The 19,804-nt window shown below is 71.0% G+C and carries 13 protein-coding genes; 7 read left to right on the top strand and 6 right to left on the bottom strand.

Annotation, left to right across the window (positions count from 1 at the left end):
- Nucleotides 1-21 precede the first annotated feature (21 nt).
- The 5 genes from ABD901_RS27890 to ABD901_RS27870 form a co-directional block, all read right to left on the bottom strand.
- Complete coding sequence (locus ABD901_RS27890) at nucleotides 22-750, bottom strand: ABC transporter ATP-binding protein (RefSeq protein WP_345130795.1); 729 nt, start codon at nucleotides 748-750, stop codon at nucleotides 22-24.
- Nucleotides 743-2,635 carry a branched-chain amino acid ABC transporter ATP-binding protein/permease gene (locus ABD901_RS27885; protein ID WP_345130792.1) on the bottom strand — a complete coding sequence of 631 codons (1,893 nt, stop codon included), beginning with the start codon at nucleotides 2,633-2,635 and terminating at the stop codon, nucleotides 743-745. The genes ABD901_RS27890 and ABD901_RS27885 overlap by 8 nt, the downstream gene beginning before the upstream one ends.
- On the bottom strand, nucleotides 2,632-3,501 hold the full coding sequence (locus ABD901_RS27880) for a branched-chain amino acid ABC transporter permease (protein ID WP_345130790.1): 870 nt from the start codon (nucleotides 3,499-3,501) through the stop codon (nucleotides 2,632-2,634). The genes ABD901_RS27885 and ABD901_RS27880 overlap by 4 nt, the downstream gene beginning before the upstream one ends.
- A gap of 68 nt (nucleotides 3,502-3,569) precedes the next feature.
- Nucleotides 3,570-4,829: an amino acid ABC transporter substrate-binding protein gene (locus ABD901_RS27875; protein WP_345130788.1), complete on the bottom strand. Its 1,260-nt coding sequence runs from the start codon at nucleotides 4,827-4,829 to the stop codon at nucleotides 3,570-3,572.
- Between the two features lie 31 nt (nucleotides 4,830-4,860).
- Nucleotides 4,861-6,570, bottom strand: a complete 1,710-nt coding sequence (locus ABD901_RS27870) for an amidohydrolase (RefSeq protein ID WP_345130786.1) — start codon at nucleotides 6,568-6,570, stop codon at nucleotides 4,861-4,863.
- Between the two features lie 423 nt (nucleotides 6,571-6,993).
- Between ABD901_RS27870 and ABD901_RS27865 the strand changes: the two genes are divergently transcribed.
- On the top strand, nucleotides 6,994-7,827 hold the full coding sequence (locus tag ABD901_RS27865; RefSeq protein ID WP_345130783.1) for an IclR family transcriptional regulator domain-containing protein: 834 nt from the start codon (nucleotides 6,994-6,996) through the stop codon (nucleotides 7,825-7,827).
- Here ABD901_RS27865 and ABD901_RS27860 read toward each other — a convergent pair.
- Nucleotides 7,768-10,128: a diguanylate cyclase domain-containing protein gene (locus tag ABD901_RS27860; RefSeq protein ID WP_345130781.1), complete on the bottom strand. Its 2,361-nt coding sequence runs from the start codon at nucleotides 10,126-10,128 to the stop codon at nucleotides 7,768-7,770. The two genes, ABD901_RS27865 and ABD901_RS27860, sit on opposite strands and share 60 nt — an antisense overlap.
- 397 nt (nucleotides 10,129-10,525) lie before the next feature.
- Between ABD901_RS27860 and ABD901_RS27855 the strand changes: the two genes are divergently transcribed.
- The 6 genes from ABD901_RS27855 to ABD901_RS27830 all read left to right on the top strand — a co-directional run bounded on the left by ABD901_RS27855 (nucleotide 10,526) and on the right by ABD901_RS27830 (nucleotide 19,795).
- Nucleotides 10,526-11,140 (top strand): RNA polymerase sigma factor, encoded by a 615-nt coding sequence (locus ABD901_RS27855; RefSeq protein WP_345130779.1) that lies wholly within the window; start codon nucleotides 10,526-10,528, stop codon nucleotides 11,138-11,140.
- A complete protein-coding gene (locus ABD901_RS27850) occupies nucleotides 11,140-12,141 on the top strand; it encodes a hypothetical protein (protein WP_345130777.1) in 1,002 nt (333 codons plus the stop codon). The genes ABD901_RS27855 and ABD901_RS27850 overlap by 1 nt, the downstream gene beginning before the upstream one ends.
- 141 nt (nucleotides 12,142-12,282) lie before the next feature.
- Entirely contained in the window at nucleotides 12,283-13,485 is a 1,203-nt protein-coding gene (locus ABD901_RS27845) for a glycosyltransferase family 87 protein (protein ID WP_345130775.1), read from the top strand.
- Nucleotides 13,486-13,677: 192 nt separating this feature from the next.
- On the top strand, nucleotides 13,678-14,793 hold the full coding sequence (locus tag ABD901_RS27840; protein WP_345130773.1) for a NosD domain-containing protein: 1,116 nt from the start codon (nucleotides 13,678-13,680) through the stop codon (nucleotides 14,791-14,793).
- A gap of 279 nt (nucleotides 14,794-15,072) precedes the next feature.
- The gene (locus tag ABD901_RS27835) at nucleotides 15,073-16,527 is read left to right on the top strand and encodes a ricin-type beta-trefoil lectin domain protein (protein ID WP_345130771.1); all 1,455 of its coding nucleotides are present in this window, start codon (nucleotides 15,073-15,075) and stop codon (nucleotides 16,525-16,527) included.
- A 133-nt stretch (nucleotides 16,528-16,660) separates the two neighbouring features.
- Nucleotides 16,661-19,795, top strand: coding sequence for a hypothetical protein (locus ABD901_RS27830; RefSeq protein WP_345130768.1), 3,135 nt, complete (start codon nucleotides 16,661-16,663; stop codon nucleotides 19,793-19,795).
- The last annotated feature ends 9 nt before the right edge of the window (nucleotides 19,796-19,804 follow it).

The raw sequence follows: 19,804 nt of genomic DNA, 5'->3' as shown, positions 1-19,804 counted from the left end.
CCGGGATGCCGTCCGGCCATGTCAGAGGCCGAGGACGCTGCGCCGGACCTCGGGGCTGTCGCGCAGCTGCGCCGCCGGGCCCGAGGTCACCACCCGGCCCTCGCCGAGCAGGTACGCGCGGTCGGCGATGGCGAGCGCGCGCTCCACGTCCTGCTCCACCACGACCACGCTCACGCCGCCGGCGGCGATGCGCTCGATGGCCTCGTAAACCTCGTCCACCCGTACCGGTGCCAGGCCCAGCGACGGCTCGTCGAGCAGCAGCAGCCGGGGACGGGCCATCAGGGCCCGGCCGATGGCGACCATCTGCTGCTCGCCGCCGCTGAGGCTGCCGGCGAGCTGGCCGGCTCGCTCGGCGAGGCGGGGGAACATGTCGTACACCGTGGCGAGCGTGTCCCGGTGCTCGCGGCGCGCGCTGCGGCGGTACGCCCCCAGCACCAGGTTGTCGAACACCGTCATCCGCGGGAAGATGCGCCGCCCCTCGGGGACGACCGCGACCCCGTGGGCGCAGACCCGGTGCCCGGCAAGGGATGTCGTGTCGCTGCCGGCGACGCTGATCCGGCCGCCGGACGCCGGGTGGATGCCGGCGACGGCGTTGACGAGCGTCGACTTTCCGGCGCCGTTGGGGCCGACGACGCACACCGTCTCCCCGGCCCGCACCGACAGCTCGACGCCCCACAGCGCCTGCGCGTCGCCGTAGCGAACGTCGAGGTCGCTGACCTCCAGTACCACTTCAGCCACCGACTCAGACATGGGCCTGCTTCCCCAGGTAGGCGCGGACGACGGCGGGGTCGCTCATCACCGTCTGCGGGTCGCCGTCGGCGAGGCAGGTGCCGCGGTCGAGGACGACGATGCGGGTGGCGAGCTGGTTGAGCACGCGCAACAGGTGTTCGACGATGACGATGGTGATGCCGCTGCGGTGGATACGGCGCACCACGCGGACGGCGTTGTCGATCTCGGCCGGGTTGAGCCCGGCGAGGGCCTCGTCCAGCAGCAGCACCTTCGGGTCCGACGCGATCGCGCGGGCGATCTCCAGCAGCTGCCGCTGGTGCAGGTTGAGGCGGCCGGGCCGGACGTCGGCGAGGTGGTCGAGGGCGACCGTCGCGAGGTGCTGCTCCGCGAGCGGCCGGGCCTGGCGCAGCGACATCGGGGTCCGGCCGAACATGATCGCCGTCGCCACGTTGTCCCGCACGGTCATCGAGTCGAAGGGACGCGGGATCTGGTACGTGCGGGCGAGCCCGACGTGCGCGATCCGGTGCGGCGGCAGCTTCGTGATGTCGTGGCCGTCGATGCGGATCGTGCCCTTCGTCGGCCGCGTGGCCGCGGAGAGCAGGTTGACGAGCGTGGTCTTGCCCGACCCGTTCGGCCCGACGAGGCCGATGAGCTCGCCGGCGCGGATGTCGAGGCTGACGTCCTCGAGGGCGTGCACGCCGCCGAAGTACTTGGCCACGCCCCGGCACTCCACCAGGACCGGGCCGATCTCCGGTTGTCCGGAGTCCTCGTCCGGCATCGCAGGGGTGTCCACTGGAGACGCCGCGCTCGGGGGCGGGGGAGCGGGCTTGCGCCGCAGTCCCCGCACGATCGCGGCGAGGGCGGCCGCGAGCAGCCCGGCGACGATCCAGTCGAGGGTCTCGCCCCACACGTTGAGGGTGAACAGTACGCCGAAGACGACCACGAACGCGACGAGCGCGGTGAGCGGCCGGGCGCGGATCCGGGCGTACAGGCCGTCGGGTGCGGTGGCGACGAGCACGACCAGGATCGCGCCCAGGAAGATGGCGTTCCACTCGTCGAGGCCGTAGGACGACAGCCGGTCCTGCAGGGTCACGATGAGCACGGCGCCGATGACCGGGCCGAGCCAGTGCGACCGTCCACCGAGGACACCCATGACGATGACGAACAGCGGGATCGTCAGGCCGAACACGCTCTCGACGGTGACGAAGCCGATCTGCAGCGCGTACACGCTGCCGGCGACGCCGCCGAGGACGCCGCTGGCGACGATGGCGAGCATCTTGTACCGGAAGGTGGGCACGCCGAGCACCTCGGCGACGTCCTCGTTGTCGTGGATCGCGGCCAGGGCCGAACCGGAGCGAGTGTGCTGCACGACGAAGGCCACGCCGACCGCGATCGCCGCGACGACGAGGGCCAGCAGGTACTGGAACTGCTGGAAGGAGCCGAGCGCGTCCGGATACTCGGGCAGCGGCAGCGTGGTGCCCTGCCCGCCGTCGATGGAACGGTTGATCCGGGCGAACGCGGCGAGGATGAACGGCACGGCGAGGGTCAGCAGCGCAAAGATCTCGCCGCGCAGCGAGCCGAGCCGGAACGCGACGGCGCCGATGCCGAGGGAGAGCAGTCCACAGAGGACGGCGGCGATCGGCACGGTGTAAAAGAAGCTGACGCCGTGCCGGCCGGTGAGCACGGCCGTGGTGTAGGCGCCGACGCCGACGTAGGCGGCCTGGCCGAAGCTGAAGTACCCGCTGTAGCCGGACAACAGGTTCCAGCTGGTGGCCTGCGCGATCCAGAAGCACACCGAGCCGAGCAGCACCAGATAGAACGAGGCCATGCCGAGGTCCGGCGCGAACTGCCCGAGCGCGAGGAGGACGAGGAACGCCAGCAGCAGGCCGATTCCGCCCCGTCTCATCGGACAGCTCCGATCGTGAACAGCCCACGCGGGCGTACCAGCAGCGCAAGGATGATGGCGGAGAACAGCACGAACGGCGCGGTGGCCGGGGACCAGACCACCGACACGACGCCGGAGAGCACCCCCACGAGGATGCCGGCGACGAAGGTACCGAGGACCTCGCCGATGCCGCCGAGGATGACCACGGCGAACACGGTGCCGAACCACTCGTAGGCCGTCTCCGGGGTGAGCGCGTTGGACAGCGAGAAGACGCTGCCGGCCAGCGCGGCGGTCGCGCCGACCACGCCGCCGAGCAGGAGGCTGAGCCGGCGGTGGTCGACGCCGAAGGCGCCGGCCACGGCGCTGTCCTGGGCGATCGCGCGCATCGCCCGCCCGGCGAAGGTGCGGCGCAGGACCAGGTGGCCCCCGATCACGACGACCACCGCGAGGCCGAAGGCCACCAGGGTGGTGACCGGGAAGACGAGCCGTCCGATCGAGATGGATTCGGTGGCATACGGGTTGACGTCCGCGCTCATCCGCCGGAAGTCGGCGGTCCACACGTTGCTGGCGACCTGGATCGTGATGATGAGCAGGCCGAAGCTGACGAGCAGCGAGTTGAACTCGCTCAGTGAGAGCCGGTCGAACAGCCACTGCAGGGCGGCGCCGGCGACGAACATCAGGGGCACCGTGATGACCAGGGTCAGCAGCGGGTCGATCCCCCACGACGTGGCGAACTGCAACGTGAGGTAGGCGCCGATCAGGATGAGCCCGAAGTGGGCCAGGTTGATGACGCGCAGCACCCCCCAGGTCACCGACAGGCCGATGGCCATCAGGGCGTAGAGGCCACCGATCAGCGCGCCGCTGAGGGTGGCCTGGACAACGTTCATTCGGCATCCGCCTCGCATCGTCGGGTGCCGGTGGGTGGACTTGGGGCCACCCACCGGCTCGGATCAGGTCAGGAACGCGGTGGGGCGAGCGGCGCGGCGGCCTTGTCCGCCGGCCACACGGTGACCCAGTCACCCTTCTGGATCTGCTTGAGCGTCTGGGTCGTCGGCCAGAAGTTGAACGACTTCGGGTCGAAGGCGAGGTGACCGCTGAACGTGGTGTCGACGCCCTTGCTGTGCAGGGAGTCGCACATCTTCTTCTGGTCGGTTCCGCCGGTGGCCTTGACCGCGCCGGTGAGGATCTCCCACGCGTTCCAGGACGCCGTCGCCTGGGTCTCGAAGACGGTGTACGGCAGCTTGGCCGCCTTGGCCCGCTCCGCGAAGTCGTTCACGATCTCGGTCGCCGGCGCGCCCAGTTTGTCCAGGATCGGCTTGTTGGGCTCGAACATCGACACCGACAGCATGCCCTCGGACAGGTCGCCCAGCGCCAGCAGCGGTCCGGGCGCCGGGAACAGGCTGAACATCTGCTTCGGCTGGTAGTTCAGCTGCTTCATCGCCTGCAGGATGTTCACCGCGTCGACCCCCAGCCCGTTGTCGATGACGAGGTCGGGTTTCGCGTCGCGGACCTGGGTGGCGATCGGCGCCCAGTCGGTCGTCGTCGGCGGGTAGTGCACGTCGGCCACGACGTTGATCCCGCGCTCCTTGGCGATGCTGAGCGCGCCGGACTTGTCGTTGCCGAAGCCGTCGGAGACGAACGCCGCGGAGCCGCTCTGGCTCGTCAGCACCGCGACCGACTTCGGCGGATTGGGCAGGCTGGCCAGGGCGTCGAACAGCTGGTTGGGGATGAAGCTGTTCGGCGTGGGCCCGATCGACCAGGCCGGGAACTGGCAGTCGTACGTCAGCTGCGGCGCGAGTACCGCCGAGTGCTGCGGCAGGATGTAGCCGTGCCGCTGGGCGACCGCCATCGCCGAGAGGATGTTCGGTGTCGCGTAGGGGCCGAGGATCAGGTCGACCTTGTCCTGGCTGATCAGGCGCTCGTACAGCTGGCTGACCTTGGCCTGGTCGGACTGGTCGTCGAGCACCTTCCACTCGACCTTTCGCCCGAGCAGGCCGCCGGCCTTGTTGAGCCGGTCGACGAACTCCTCGCCGGCGATCTTGTGGATCAGCCCGGTCGCGGCGAACGCGCCGGTCAGCGACAGCGTCGAGCCGACCACGATCGGCGTGCTGCTGCCACCCGACCCGCCGTCGCTGCCGGAACCGCGGTTGCACCCGGTGACGACCATCGCCATCGCGACCGCCGCTGCGGCCGCGGCGAATGAACGCCTGCGCATCTGCAATCTCCTCCCGAAAGGCGGTGCGTGCTCAGCGCACGTCGCCGGTGTCGTGCACGACCGTGCCGCCGACGACGGTCAGCACGGAGTGCAGCTGCTTGAGCTGTTCGTTGGGGACGGTGAAGTAGTCGTCGCTGAGCACGACCACGTCACCGAGGCGGCCGACCTCCAGCGAGCCGAGCAGGTTCTCGTCCTCGCCGCCGAGGAACCACTGGTTGGCCCGGGTGTAGAGGTTCAGCAGCTCCTGCCGGGTGATCTGCTGCCCGGTGTTGATCTGGTTTCCCCGTGCGTTCAGGCCGGTCGCCGCGTAGTACGCGTGGATCCACGGGTTCATCGGGGCGATCTGCATGCCGTCGGAGCTCATGCCGGCCGGGATGCCGTTGTCCACGATCGTGCGGAACGGCGGGCCGGCGTTCGTTCCGGTTCCGGCGAGGTACTGGTAGCTGGTGAGGTTGACGCCGCCGCCGATCGCCTTGAGGCGGTTGAGGTACTCCTCGCTGATCCGCGGGACGTGGGCGATGACCCAGCGCAGGTCCGCGATGCCGATCTCGGCGTTGACGGTCTCGAACGCCTGGATCTGGGTCTGGAAGTCGCTGCCGGTGAGCGAGTGCACCTCGACCCGCCAGCCGGCCTTCGCGGTCTTGCGCGCCGCCTCCAGGAACACCGGGCCGCCGAAGTAGCTCGCGGCGATGAACTCGCCGATCGACCCGGTGCGCACCATGTCGTTGCCGAAGAACTGGAAGGCGTTCTGGATGCGCTGGGTCAGCGTCGTCACGTTGGTGTCGGTGTCCTGGTGCAGGAAGTTGATGCGGAGCCGGATGATGCCCTTGCCCTCGTCGTACACCTTGAGGAAGGGCAGGTTCATCGTGTAGTTGTCCTCGTGGGCGGCGCCGTCCGACGGGGCGTCGGTCTTCTGGAACGCACCCTGGTCGAGGTGGGTCGTGACCCCGAGGCTGACGGCGTAGGCCATCGCGTCGAGCGTGCTGCGGCGGCGGTCGTCGTCGGTGAGCGCGCGGCGCAGGGCGAGGGTCGCCTTGCCGGTCTCGGTGCCGCCGGCGATGGAGCCGTCGGCGCCGACCGTCACCGGCAGGGATGCGGCCTCGAAGAACTTCTTGCCCAGGGTGTTGGTGACGCTGGGGCCGGTGAAGCCGACGGAGATGTACGCCGCGTGGTTGGGCAGCGCCGCGTCGAGCTCGGCGAGGGTCGGCAGGCGGACCTCTTTGAACTGGTTGAAGTGGAAGCCGCCGATGGTAGTGATGAACTTGCCGGCCGGCGCCTGCTTGGCCCGGTCCCGGTAGATCTTCTGTACGTCGGCGATGGAGTACGCGTTCTCCAGCGGGGTGTGGTAGCCGGGACGGTTGCCCATCAGCACGACGTGGTTGTGGCAGTCGATGAGGCCGGGGATCACCGTGCGGCCGCGCAGGTTGATGGTGCGCGGGTTGCCCGGGAAGCCGCGCCTCCCGGCGCCCTCGTCGTCGCCGACGTAGATGATCTTCCCGTCCTGGATGGCGATCACGTTCGCGATCCGGTTGCGGGCGTCCATGGTGTGGATCCGGCCGTTGTACAGCACCAGGTCGGCGCGCAGATCTCCGCCGTTGTTGTGCCCGGGGGCCGCCGAGGCCGCGGCCCCGCCGCCGAACGCGCTGACGGCGGCCGCGGTGCCGGCTACGGCGCCGCCGCGCAGGATGCTGCGCCGGGACAGGTGCTGCCGGTCGTCGCCGCTGGTGTGGTCTTCATTCATTGCTGTGCTTCACCCTTTCCTGCCGTGAGCGCAGCCGACCGGCCGCTGCCGTGCGAAACGGGCGGCTGGGGGCGGCGCGAGTTGTGCGACCGGTGCCGCTCGCGGGGGCGATTGCGGACCGGTGGGGCGTCTAGTGGGGTGCGTGCAGCGGACACACGTCCGGCGCTCGGGCCGGGCGTGTACGCCAAGAGGGGTACCGGTGACACGGGTGTGGGGTGGGGCAACGGGGTGGGAGAGGTGAACACCGTGGCCGACGGTGACGAACACTCCTCCGACCCTTAGCGGACGATCGTCCGCCTGACGGACGACTGCCATCACAATGTTCCCGCGACTACCTGATGTCAAGACTCAGGAACGAAACAATTGCGTGAGGGCGGCGGACTAGTGTTCGCTATGCGGACTACTACGACTTCTGGGGCGGCGATGGGACAGCGTGGAGAAGGACCCGACTTCATCGAGGCCCTGGCGCGAGGGCTGGACGTCATCCGGGCGTTCCATGCCGACCGTCCCCGCTTGAGCCTGACCGAGGTCGCCGGCGCCACCGGGCTCGCCCGCCCCACCGCGCGCCGGATTCTGCTGACCCTGGAGGAGTTGGGCTACGTGCGCGCCTGCGACGGCGGCTACGAGCTCACGCCGAGGGTGCTGGAGCTCGGCATGGCCTACATCGGGGCACTGTCGCTGTGGGACATCGCCCGGCCGCACATGGAGACCCTCGTCGCCGCGACCGGCGAGTCGTCCTCGATCACCCAGCTCGACGGCTCCGACGTCGTCTACCTCGCGCGGGTGGCGGTGCCGAAGATCATCGCGCTGCGGGTCGAGATCGGCACCCGCTTCCCGGCCACCGTCACCTCGCAGGGCAAGGTACTGCTCGCCGCCCTGTCCCCGAAGCGCCTCGACGAGGTGCTCGCGCTGCCCAGCCGCTCCGGCGTGCAGCCGTGGGTGCAGCACAGCCGGGCCACCATCGACACCATGCTGCGGGAGGTCAACGCGCGCGGCTGGGCCCTCGCGAACAACGAGCTGGCGCCGGGGATCCGGTCGGTGTCCGTGCCGATCCGCGACGGCCGCGGTGAAGTGCGTGCGGCCATGAACGTCACGGTCAACTCCGCCGAGACGAGCACCAAGACCCTGCTCGAACAGCACCTGCCACACCTGCTGCGGGCGGCGAGCGCGATCAGCTCCGACTGGGCGCTGTGGCAGTCACGCCCGCAGCTGGACCTCCCCGCCCCCGAGGCGTCCCCGGCCGTCACCACCCGCTGACGGCAGCGGGTCCGTTGGAACCCGCGGTGCGGTCGCCTCAGCTGAGCGCATGCCATCGGTGAAGACTGCGGAGGTACCGCGGCCCCGGCCCTTCGCGGCGTACATCGCCACGTCCGCGTCCCGCAGGATCTCATTGCCGGACTCGTAACGGTCCAGCTGATGCGCGATGCCGATGCTGACCGAAGCTGCGACCCACCGGCTGTCCAGTTCGAACGGCCGGGCCATCATCTCGTGCAGCCGTTCGGCAAGCCGTGCCGGACCACGTGGATCGTGTCCGGCGTCGACCAGGACCGCGAACTCGTCACCGCCGAACCGCGCCGCGACGTCGCCGTCCCGGAGGCTGCTGCGTAGCCGGTCGGCGATCTGCACCAGCAGCTGATCGCCGGCATTGTGCCCGAGCGTGTCGTTGACCCATTTGAACCGGTCGACGTCGATGAACAGCACAGCGTACCGCCGCGTCGCGTCGCGCTGGGCGAGCTTGAGCGCATGCTCCAGTCCGTCAAGGAACAGCGCCCGGTTCGGCAGTCCGGTCAGCGAGTCGTGCAGGCTGGCCTGACGCAGCCGCGCCTCCTGCTCGTGCAGCGCGCGGACCATCGCGTCGTGGTTGAGCGCCACGGTCAGCAGTGCGGCGTACTGGTTGGTCATCTCTCGCCCGGTGGGCACCTCGGTGTCGGGCGGAGCGACCAGCGCGAGCAGGCCCCAGTCCTGGTCGTTCGCCCGCACCGGAATGACGGTGATCATGTCGCCGCTGCCCGGCTCCGCCATCGCCAGCAGTTCGGGTGGCGGGAAGGCGTCCGGCGGCACCGACAGGGACGGCTCCGGCTTGCGGTGCGGATCGCGCTGGTCGTACAAGCCGACGATGTCGAGGAGCGCCGAACCGTCCGGCCCGGCCCGCCACGTCCCCAGACAGCCACCGCGCCAGCTGGTGCGGCGCAGCCAGTGCAGCGCCCGGGGGTCTTCCTCGTGGCTGCGCAGGAGGTCCATGCTCACCTCGTACCGCGCGCGGGTGTCGGACTGGTGGCGTGCGCCGTCGAGGTATGCGGTGTGCGCCTGGACCCGTACGAGACTGAGTAACGCCTGCCACAGGCCGGTGTGGACCTCGGCAGCCGGGTGCTCGTCGGCGTGCTGGCGCATCCACGCAGCGATCCCCACCGCGGCCTCGGGCCGCGGATCCAGCCGGAACATCTCGGCCAGCGCCTCTTCGAGGTTCCTCCGCTCGGTCTCGTCGGACGCCGGCCGGCCGGGCGCCGACAGCGCCGCGGCGATCACCTCCGCAGCCCGGTTCACGGTGCCGGCCGCGTCGGCGCCGGACCAGGCACCCAACGCCAGGCCCGAGGACAACGCGCGCACCGTGGCCCCCGCCTCGCCCTGCTCATCGTCCGGGCGCGGCTCCGTTCGAGGGTCCAGCGGTGTGCCGCGGGCGACGAACCGACGGCGGGTCGGCCGTCCCGGCGGGCAGCCACACGATTCCCGCAACACGAACGTGGTGTCCACGAAATGGGGGCCGGCCGGCACCGGCTCGCCCCGCAGCGTCCGCACGAGCAGATCGACGGCAGTCGCGCCGAGCACGTCGAACGGCTGGTGCACCGTGGACAGCGCCGGGGACAGGCAGCCGACGCCCACCATGTCGTCGAAGCCGATGACTGCCTGATCTTCCGGCAGGCGCACGCCGGCCTCCCGGAGCCGGCGCATGAGGCCGATGGCGTTGGCGTCGGAACCGGTGACGACGGCTGTCGACGGCAGCCCGGCGGCGAGCATCTGGCGGGCTGCGTCCTCGCCGGACGGCTCCTCGTTGTTGCCGATCTCGTAGAACAGCTCCGGCTCCGGCTCGATGCCATGCGCCCGCAGTGTCGCCCGGTACGTCTCGTAGCGTTGACGCACGTCGACCGGGTGCATGCAGCCGGCGAAGGCGATCCGGCGGTGGCCGTGTTCAATCAGGTGCTCGACGGCCCGCCGGACCCCGGGCCGTCCGTCGGCCATCACGACCGGGGCCTGGAAACCGGGAATCGCGTCGCTGACCGTGACGACCGGTTTGCCGGCGGCCCGGATCGACGAGACGTACTGCCGGGTCACCGCGTTGAGGATCACCACGAAGCCCGATACGTGCCGCCAGGACAGCGGCAATGCAAGGTCTGACGGATCATTCAACGAGATGACGTCGAGGCCCGCGTCGCTGGTCTGGATCACGATCGCGCGCCCGCCGGCCGCCGAGGCGGCACGGACGACGCCAGACAAGATCGCGCCGAAGTAGTAGCCGCCGGTCAGAGCGCAGAGGACTCCGAAGGTCGGTCCTTGCTCCATCCTGACCCCGCCTCTTCTCCGCCCATCCGGTGCCGCGACCGCCGAGAGCGCAGACCGGAGTACACGTCGATCTCTTGAATGCATTCGCGCAGGCGACCGACGAAGGACTATACCGCGGAGTTCCCTGAAGGTAGACGCGCCAGTTTGACGCTTCGGCCGCAGCAGTGCGTGCAACTTGCAGGCTGCGGGCTTGACCAGCGGATAACGTCCGAATTGATGTCCCGCATTGCACAACAAGGCACATGTTTCCGGGCCCGCCGCAATTGTTCGTCATTCTTCCGGTCACGCGCTGCGCGGAGGGGGCAACTCGGTGGCGGCGGTGGCGGTCTTCCGCCCGCCCGGACGCCGTAGCGAACACTTTTCCCGCCTCCGGCGAAGTAACAGGTGTGATGCAACTGTGGCCGACGCGGGGGAGGCGGATTTGGTTGTGGTGACGCAGCCCGGCACGGAACAAGGGCAGGATGCTGACGCCGACCTCATCGAGCAGGCAAAAGAGGCGCCCGAGCGGTTCACCGCTGTGTTCGACCGGCACTACCGGCAGATCTATGCGTACGCGGCTCGTCGCCTCGGCCCCGACCTGGCCGAGGACGTCGCGTCGGAGACGTTCCTGATCGCGTTCGACCGTCGGCATGCCTATGACGGCGCACGCGCCGACGCGCGGTCCTGGCTGTACGGCATTGCGTCCAATCTCATCGCTCGCCACGCGCGGGCCGAGATGCGCCGTTACAAGGCGCTGGCCAAGGCCGTCGGTGCGACAGAAGCCGGCGATCACGCCGACGCCGTCGTCGGGCGGCTGGATGCGATGGCCGTGCGCGGCCGGCTCGCCGATGCGTTGCGGCGGCTGCCCGAGCCCGTCCGGGCGGTGTTGCTGCTCGTGGCGTGGGCGGGACTCAATCAGCAGGAGGTCGCGGCGGCACTTGACATTCCCGCCGGTACGGCCAGGTCCCGGTTGCACCGGGCGCGGCAGGAGATGCGGCAGGCGCTGGGCGCCGAGATCGGGGCGAGCGAGTGATGGACGAGACCGATGCGCTGCGTAAGGCGTTCGGGGCCGCCGAGGTCCCCAGCCAGGCAGCGGAGAACCGGGCCCGTGCGGCCCTCCAGCAGCGGATTTCTTCGAAGGAGCAGCGAGTGAGCACCAAGGGCCGGCACCGCCGTACCCGTTTCGCGATCACGGCCGGGGTCGCGGTGGCGGCCGCCGCCGCGGTTGTCGCCGCCGTCGTGGTAACACGTGACGACGACCACGCGCCGGCGCCGAAGGCCGCGCCGGCGACGAGTTCGCCGGCGACGAGCGTCCTGCCGTACGCCCGGCCGGCCAGCGCAGCCGAGTACCTGGAGAACGCCGCCTGGACGGCCGAGCGCAAGCCGTGGACCGACCCGCGGCCCGACCAGTTCATGTACATCGAGACGCTCGAGCTGCGCAACAAGCCGTCCTACGAGAACCAGCACCCGAACGACCCGATCAGGCCCGACCTGGCCGAGAAGCGCAAGGTCCAGCAGTGGGACAGCGTCGACGGGCAGAGCATGGCGAGGTTCGACAACGGCAAGCTCGTAGTAACCAAGCGCGGGGAGGGCAACCAGTTCTGGGACCGGATCGCCTGGTCGACGATCACCTCGATGACCAGCCCGGACAAGGTGCCGGACGGCGTGCCCGGGCCGGGGTCGATGGGCATCATGCTGGACGCCTTCATCGGCCAGTACGTGGTGCCGCCGAACGTGCAGGCGGCGATCTTCCGGCACCTGGCGCAGTCGCCCGGGATGACGATGAACCCCGACGCGGTGAACATCGACGGCCGCCCGGCGGTCGGTCTCGGCCGGATCATCGAGGGCTACCTGTCGCAGGAACTGCTGTTCGACAAGCAGACCTATCAGTTCATCGGCGAGCGGCTGGTCGCGATCAAGGACCACGTGACCCACGGCGACGACGGCGACGCCGTCAGCCACAAGGGCGACGTGTACCGCCAGGTCATCTACTCGAAGATGATCATCGTCGACCGCCCGGGCGACACGCAGTAGCCCAGGCCGGATTGCGGTAGAGCACGCCCAAAGCCAGCCGTCGCCCAGGCCGACCCCGGCCAGGGCGACGGCCTGGTGCGCACCCGGTCGAGGCGTGAAATCATCCGCCGCCCTCATCCGGGCAGTGCCTAAGCTCCCGCCATGCTCAAGAGCCGAGCGCCCTGGGTCGCGGTGGCCGGCGCTTATGCGCTGCTTGTCCAGGAGCTGGTGCGCATCTCGCTCACCGGCTCCATGCACAGCATGGACAACCTGCTCGTGGTCGACGCGGTGCGCCGCCTGCTCGACGGCGGTTCGCCGTACGAGTCGGACCGCTTCCTGTACCCGCCGTCGAGCGTGCCGTTCGCGCTGGCGCTCACCCCGCTGTCCGATACGCAGCTGGAGCGGCTGTTCCCGTTTGGGCTCGCGGCGCTGTTGCTGCTCGGCTGGTGGGCGGCGCTGCGGCTGTTCGGCGTCGGCCTGCGCTCCTGGCTCGGGGTGGCCGGCGTCGCCGCGTTCGCGCTGTTCAACCCGGCCGTCAGCGTCGTCGAGCTGGGCAACTGGACTGCGCCCGTGGCGGCGCTGATGTCGGTCGCGCTGCTGCTCATGGGGCGCGGGCGGTGGCTCGCCGCCGCGGTGGCGATCGGGTTGTCGATCGCGGTCAAGCCGATGCTGGTGCCGATCGGGCTGGTGTTCCTGCTCGCCCGCAAGTGGCGGGGCCTCGCCGTCGCGGCCGGCATCCCCGTGGCCGCCTGCGCCGTGGTGACGCCGCTGCTGCCCGAGCCGGGCCTGTTCTTCACCCGGACGCTGCCGTTCCTGCTCGGCGGCCAGGACGAGTTCGCCCGGCCGTACGACTCGTCCCTGCCGGCCATGCTGCCCCGCATCGGCATCGACGGCGCGCCGCTGGCGATCGTGCGGGTGGCGGTGATCGGCATCGCCGTCGCCGCCGCGGTACTTCGCTGGCGACACGGCGGCGACGAGCGCCTGCGCCTCGTCGACACGTCGGCGATCCTGATGATCGGCACGTTCCTGGTGAGCACCCCCGCGTTCGGCTACTACCCGCTGGTGGTGCTGCCGCCGCTGGTCGCGAGCGTGCTGGTCCGCGGCTCGGTGGCGCGCTCCGTGTGGTTCTGGGTCGCGTTGGTACCGCTGGTGCGTCCATTGCAGTTCATCGGCATCGACTTCCTCGACGGCGGCCACGCGGAGTACCGGCAGGCGGCCAAGCCCCTCGCGTGGATGGTGCTCGCCGGCACCCTGCTGCTGGTGCGCACCTGGCGCGGCGAGCCCGCACCGCCGCGGCCGGAGCTGCCGGCCCAACCCGGCGCGCGCGGGCCGGAGCGCATCGGCACTACGTCGTCCCCGGTCTGAGCACGGCGCGGCTGCGGTCCAGGCGGTGCAGCAGCCGCTGCTGCCGGCAGGCCGGCGACGTGGGCGAGGTCGATCTCGTTCTCAAATAGGAGTTTTGCCGCCACGCGAAACGGGACCTCGCGCAGGGAAGCGCGTCGATAGCGTCGGGATCAACAGGCCGGCCCCTCTGCCCGATCCAGAAGGACGTGACTCATGCGCAACCTGTCCCGTTTCGCGCCGCGGATCCTGGTCGCCGCCGCGGTTGGTGCCGCCTTCGCGGCCCTGCCGGCCACCGGCGCGCTGGCCAACCCGCTGTGCGGCTCGACGATCACGGCCAGCGTCACGCTGACCGCCGACCTCACCTGCGCCGGCGACGCACTCATCGTCGGGGCCGCCGGCGTCACCGTCGACCTCGGTGGGTACAACATCATCGGCACCGGCACCGGCACGGCGGTGCGCAGTTCCTCGGCCAACGACGTGACCGTGACCAACGGCGGCATCAGCGGCTTCGCCCAGGGCTTCTACGGCTTCTTGTCGCAGCGCCAGACGCTGAGCAACCTGCACATCAGCAACGGCATCGGCATCAAGTTCCTCAACGCCTCGGACTCGAAGGTCCTCGGCACCACGGTGACCAGCGCCCAGGTGCAGGTCCAGTCGAGCACCGGCGTCATGCTGAGCAAGGACACGCTCGACCACGCCCCGCTCACCGCCTTCGAGGCCAACACCCTCAAGGTGACGCAGAGCAGGGTGAGAGACGGCGCGGTCTCAATCGGCGAGTCCAACTCGGTGAAGCTGACCACCAGCACCTTCACCCGGGCGCCGATCTCCTACAGCACCGTGTCGAAGAACATCCTGATCCAGGGCAACACGATCCAGGGTGCGGCGGAGGGCGTGCGGATATTCGCCTCCAGCACCGGCGGCCAGATCCTGGGCAACACGTTCACCGGCAACACGATCGGCGTCCGCACGACGGTGCCCGACCTGGCCCCCGTCTCCGGCACGGTCATCTCCGGCAACACGTTCACCGGCAACACCGCGGCCGGCGTGCTCTTCGAGGTGTCGTCCACCACGGGCGGGACGGCGTCGGTGTCCGGCAACTCGTTCATCGGCAACGGCCTCGTGGGCGGGGTCAACGACCGGCTCGGCCGCCCGCTGGCCGACGGCGCCCACTTCGCCACGGTGGCCGGGGCCGCCGTGACGGTGGCCAACAACCTCACGCAGGACAACGGTCGGTACGGCATCTTCGCCGACCCGTCGACCGTCATCGACGGCGGCGGCAACGACTCGACCGGCGACCCGCTGGGCTGCTCGGGCGTGGTCTGCATCTAGCGCGGCCGGACTCCCGCCCGGACTGGCAGGCACGCAGGCCCCGGCCGCGTGCCTGCCGGTCCGGGCGACTTAAAACAGCAGCTCAGAACCTTAATTTAAGTCGTATATTGACTTGTCTCGGCGTGTCGGCATAGCCTCCGATGGATCTGTTAACAGTCTTGACAGATCCGACCCTCTGCCGTCACCCACGCGTTCGGCCGGGGACTGCTCCCGCCCGACACGCGGACCACCCCCAACCACACGGTCCGGTGCGGGCGCCGCCCAGAAAGGGAGCCGCACGTGACACCCTCAACCACCGCCCGACGCCGGCCGCGCCGCCGCGTCGGGTTCGCCATCGTCGCGACGGCCGCCACCGTCATCGGCGTGGCCGCCGTCGGCATGACGACTGCCTCGGCCGCCTCCAGCGGGCCGATCACCGGATTCGGCGGCAAGTGCGTCGACGTCGCCGGCGCCAGCTCGGCCAACGGCACCGCGGTGCAGCTGTGGACCTGCAACGGCACCAACGCCCAGTCATGGACGGTCGGCAACGCCGACAACAGCATCCAGGCGCTCGGCAAGTGCCTCGACGTGACGGCGGCCAGCACCGCCGACGGCGCCAAGGTGCAGCTCTACGACTGCAACGGCACCGGCGCGCAGAAGTGGACGGCCGGCAACGGCCAGCTCGTCAACACCAACTCCGGCAAGTGCCTCGACGCGACCGGGGTCAGCTCGGCCGACGGCACCCGGCTGCAGATCTGGACCTGCGGCGGCGGCGCCAACCAGAAGTGGACGCTGCCCGGCGGCCCCACCAACCCGCCCACGAGCACCCCGCCGACCACCACCCCGCCGACCACCAAGGCGTTTCCCTTCGCGCCCTACATCGCCACGTTCATCGGCGACGACGTGGCGAAGTTCGCCACCGACAGCGGGCAGAAGTTCTACACCCTCGGATTCGTCAACGGCACCGGCAACTGCCAGCCGATCTGGTCGACCGACGACACTCGGTTGCGGGGCAACGTGGCCCGGCTACGCGCGATGGGAGGCGACATCATCGTCTCCTCCGGCGGCTGGGACGCGGATGACCTGGTCAGCCACTGCACGACACCGGCGGCCATCGCCGCCGCATACCAGAGCGTGCTGACCGCGTACGCGACGACGTACCTGGACATTGACGCCGAGCACGGCGACGTGCACAACAACCTCGACCGCGCGGTGGTCGACAAGCGCAACGACGCGCTGAAGATCATGCAGGACAACCTGCGCGCAGCCGGCAAGACGTTCCACCTGTCGTTCACGCTCGGGGTCAGCCCGGCCGGCGGCCTCAGCGGCGAGAACCTCTACGTCCTGCAGTCGGCGGTCGCCCGCGGCCTCGAATTCGAGGTGGTCAACCCGATGACCATGGACTACTACGACGGCGTGTCCGGCAGCCGGATGGGCCAGGCCAGTATCGACGCCTTGAAGAAGGTGCAGGGCCAGCTGAAGGTGCTGCTGCCCGGGCGCAGCGACGCGCAGCTGTGGACCATGATCGCGGCAACCCCGATGATCGGCCAGAACGACAATCCGACCGAGAAGTTCACCCTGGCCGACGCGCAGCTGCTGCTCACCTTCGCTCAGCAGCAGCACATGGCCCGGCTGAGCTTCTGGGCGATCAACCGCGACTTCGGATGCGCCACCGGCACCCTGAGCGGTACGTGCAGCGGCATCACCCAACCGAACTACGGCTTCAGCAACATCTTCCGGCAGTTCACCGGCTGAGCAGCGCCTCGCCCGCGCCGGCGCATCCAACCTCCGCGCCGGCGCGGACGGGCACGTCGTACCAGGGGCCGGCGGGCGCAGGGCCGGCGAATATCGGCTGCCGGCGGTTGAGCCGGTCCAGCAAGATTGGCCAATGCAAACGGGACCGTTCGATCGCGAGGAAGTGCTGGCCGGGCTCGGCGGCGGCGATTCCGGGAGTCTGGGGCTGTGGGTCTGGGCGTGGGTGGGTCCGCTGCAGGGCGGTCCTGAGCCGCTGCTGGCCCTGCTCGCCGACGCGCCTGAGGACACGCGGCGCAAGCTGTACCGTGCCATCCGCCGTCGGCGGCGCACGGATCTTGCCGACGAGTTCGTCGACCAGGTGCGCGAGCGATACGGTGACCGCGAGGCCGCCTCCTTGCTGCCCGTCTGCGGCGAGGCGACGGTGACCCGGCTGCTGCCGGAGCTCGGCTACGCGCTCGACTCCCTGACCGCGATCGCCCGCCACCACCCGGACCTCGTGCTGGAGTTGGCCGCCGGAGAGCTGGCACCGTTGTCTGGCGACGAGCGCGACCAGTGGTGGAGCCGCGGCGGCGGTGCCGTGCTCGCCGCGGCGGAGCGCCGCCCCGAGCAGACCCTTGACCTGCTGGAACGCTATGCCCCGAGCGGGCACCTGCCGCACCCGCTGAGCGCATACGGTTTGCTGGCCAAGACCGACCCGGTGCGGGTGCTGGGGCTGCTGACCGCGCCGCGCCGGGCCGGCTGGGTGGCCGGAACTCACCTGCCGGCCGCGCTGCTCGACCGCCTCGCCCGCATGGCTCCGGTCGACCTGCCCGGCCTGCCCGACCTGGTCCGCCGGCTCAGCCGCAACGTCACCGCGCTCGCCCGGCTCCTCGCCGCCGCACCGCCGCGCCACCGCGCCGAGCTGTTCACGCTGGCACTGTCCGATGTGGACCGATCCCGCGAGCTGACGAACGAGGCGATTCTCGACGTGCTGCCCATGAGCCAGCGGACTGCCGAGGCGCGGCGGGTGCTCGCGCTGGAAGAGGTGCGCCAGGACGAGCGGCTGACGCTGCACTACACCGGCTACCTGCCGTGGTCCGAGGCCGAGCCGGCGCTGCTGGCCGCGACCCGGTCCGCCGACGCCGACGACCGCGCCCGCGCCTGGCGGCAGCTTGTGCGGTGTGCGGCGCGCAGCGACGACCCGGCCGCGGTGCGCGCCGTCGTCGAGCACCTGCTGCGTCTTCGCAACGAACGGGATTCGGTGCGCGGTGCCGCGTTCGCGGCCCTGGCGCGGGTGCCGGGCCGGCTGCTCGGCGACGAGCTGGCGGCGCAGCTGGACCGGCTGGTCACCGACGGCGTGGAGGCCCGTGACAGCTCGAGCGAGACGTTGAGCCAGCTGACCACGTTGGCGGCGACGGTACTGCGGGAACGCTTCGACTCCCCGCCGCTGGTCGGCTGGGCCCGGCACACCTTCGAACGGGTCCTCGGCGACGACCGGGTTCCGGACCTCGGCCACCTGGCCTCGTGGCTGCGTCGCGGCCAGGAGGCGCAGGTGTTCGAGGCGGTCCGCGGCTGGCTGGTCGACTCTGCCGACCGGGCGAAGTACGCGCCGCTGTTCGCCGTGACCAGGGCGCTCGGCCGCCGGGCTCACCAGCTGCCGGAGCTGCAGGCGCTGCTCGCGCGCGCCGTCGGCCGCGACAACCTGCCCTGGGTCGCCCGAACCGCGGTCGAATTGTGGCTGGACGATCGCCGGCACCGGGCCGAGCGGGTCGGGGCGGTGCTGCGGGAGGACCCGTCGGCGGTCGCGCTCGACACGGTGTGGCAGGCGGTCTGCGTCCGGCGCCGGGACCTGCTCGACGAGATCCTCGGCGGACCGCCGCCCACCGGCCGGTTCGTCCCCGGCGGAGTGCTCTGGACGCCGGGCCGCCCGGTGCTCGTGCGGCACTGGGAGGCACGGCATCGGCGGGCCTATGTCGACCGGATGACGGTGCTCGCCGCCGACACCGGGCACACGTGGCAGTCCCGGGCGACCGCGCTGCGCTGGGCGGCGCTGGTGCCGGACTACGGCTGGCCCCTGGTTCGGCACTGGGCCGGCGCCACCGACGTCAACATCGCCGAGTCGGCGCTGGCCGCGCTGGCGTGGACCGACCGGCCGGCCGACGCACTGGCGATCCTGCTGTCGCACGTGGACGGCGACCGGGCCCGGGTCGCGGTGTACGCGGCGACCCGGGCCGCCAGGTTCGTCGCGCCCTCGACGCTGCGGGAACGGCTCGACCCGTCGCGGGGGAAGGTGACCACCCGCAAGGAGATCGTCCGGCTGATCGCCCACCTGTCGGTCCCCGGCGCCGAGGACGCGATGTGGGCGCTGTGGCAGGACCCCGGTGAGCATCGGGACGTGCGGGCCGCCGTGGTCGCCACCGCACGGCAGTGGACGGACCGGCCGGGCATGTGGCGGATCCTCCGCTCCGCCGCCGCGGACGGCACCCGCGAGACCGCGGTGCCGATCCTTGCCGCCCATCCGGCCGGCATCCGCCCGGACCTGCGCGGCGGCTACGCCCAGCTGGTGGGGCAGCTGTGCAGGTCGGGCGACCGGCAGCTGGCGATCGAGGCGTGGCGGGCGTTCCCGCGCTGGGTGCGCTGGCTGCCCGGGGCCGCCGGTGCGTTGATCGCCCGGCTGCGCGACCTCGACGACCGCACGGTGTGGCCGGCGGTCGCCGACGCCCTGGTCGCTGTGGTGACCGCCGGGCACGGCGAAACGCTGCTCGCCGAGGCGCTCGGGGCGCTCACGGCGCTGGACGAGGCTCCCGCCGGGGGCCTCGACCGGCCGGCCCGCCGGCGGGTGGAGGCGATCGTGACACGGCTGGCTGGGCGCGGCTCGCTCACGGTGCCGGTGCGGGCCACCCTTGGTACGGCTGCCGAGGTGTTGTCCGCCGTGGACGGCTTCGCACCGCAGGCCGCCCGGCTGCTGGCCGCCGCGATCGACCCGGCGGACGCCGCCGACGTTGCCCAGCTGCGGGACCTCGTCGCCGAGCGGCCGGTCCTGGCCGCCCGGATCGCTCGGGAACTGCCGCGACGGCTCGGCGAACACGAGCCCGAGCTGCTGCGCCCGGTCGCGGCGGAACTCGCCCGCCAGCCGCGCGTCGCCGACGGGCTGCTCGCGCTGGCCTACGCGGAGCAGGGCGCGCGGCTGCACTGGCCGGAGCCGTGGCGGGCGATCGTCGTCCGGCTGCGCGCCCATCCGGCCCCGGAGGTCCGCGACGCAGCGCTGGAGCTGTCCCTGGACCGCTGAGACCTGAAC

This window comes from Dactylosporangium darangshiense (assembly GCF_039537565.1).
GTDB classification, from domain to species: Bacteria; Actinomycetota; Actinomycetes; order Mycobacteriales; family Micromonosporaceae; genus Dactylosporangium; species Dactylosporangium darangshiense.
The sequence above is the reverse complement of the archived record's forward strand: the minus strand, read 5'-3'. Positions and strand labels throughout refer to the sequence as shown.

Coding starts and splice junctions, on each gene's coding strand:
- ABD901_RS27880 (WP_345130790.1), bottom strand. CDS start 3,501: ATGAACGTTGTCCAGGCCACCCTCAGCGGCGCGCTGATCGGTGGCCTC.
- ABD901_RS27885 (WP_345130792.1), bottom strand. CDS start 2,635: ATGAGACGGGGCGGAATCGGCCTGCTGCTGGCGTTCCTCGTCCTCCTC.
- ABD901_RS27860 (WP_345130781.1), bottom strand. CDS start 10,128: ATGGAGCAAGGACCGACCTTCGGAGTCCTCTGCGCTCTGACCGGCGGC.
- ABD901_RS27865 (WP_345130783.1), top strand. CDS start 6,994: ATGGGACAGCGTGGAGAAGGACCCGACTTCATCGAGGCCCTGGCGCGA.
- ABD901_RS27840 (WP_345130773.1), top strand. CDS start 13,678: ATGCGCAACCTGTCCCGTTTCGCGCCGCGGATCCTGGTCGCCGCCGCG.
- ABD901_RS27870 (WP_345130786.1), bottom strand. CDS start 6,570: ATGAATGAAGACCACACCAGCGGCGACGACCGGCAGCACCTGTCCCGG.
- ABD901_RS27850 (WP_345130777.1), top strand. CDS start 11,140: ATGGACGAGACCGATGCGCTGCGTAAGGCGTTCGGGGCCGCCGAGGTC.
- ABD901_RS27830 (WP_345130768.1), top strand. CDS start 16,661: ATGCAAACGGGACCGTTCGATCGCGAGGAAGTGCTGGCCGGGCTCGGC.
- ABD901_RS27875 (WP_345130788.1), bottom strand. CDS start 4,829: ATGCGCAGGCGTTCATTCGCCGCGGCCGCAGCGGCGGTCGCGATGGCG.
- ABD901_RS27890 (WP_345130795.1), bottom strand. CDS start 750: ATGTCTGAGTCGGTGGCTGAAGTGGTACTGGAGGTCAGCGACCTCGAC.
- ABD901_RS27845 (WP_345130775.1), top strand. CDS start 12,283: ATGCTCAAGAGCCGAGCGCCCTGGGTCGCGGTGGCCGGCGCTTATGCG.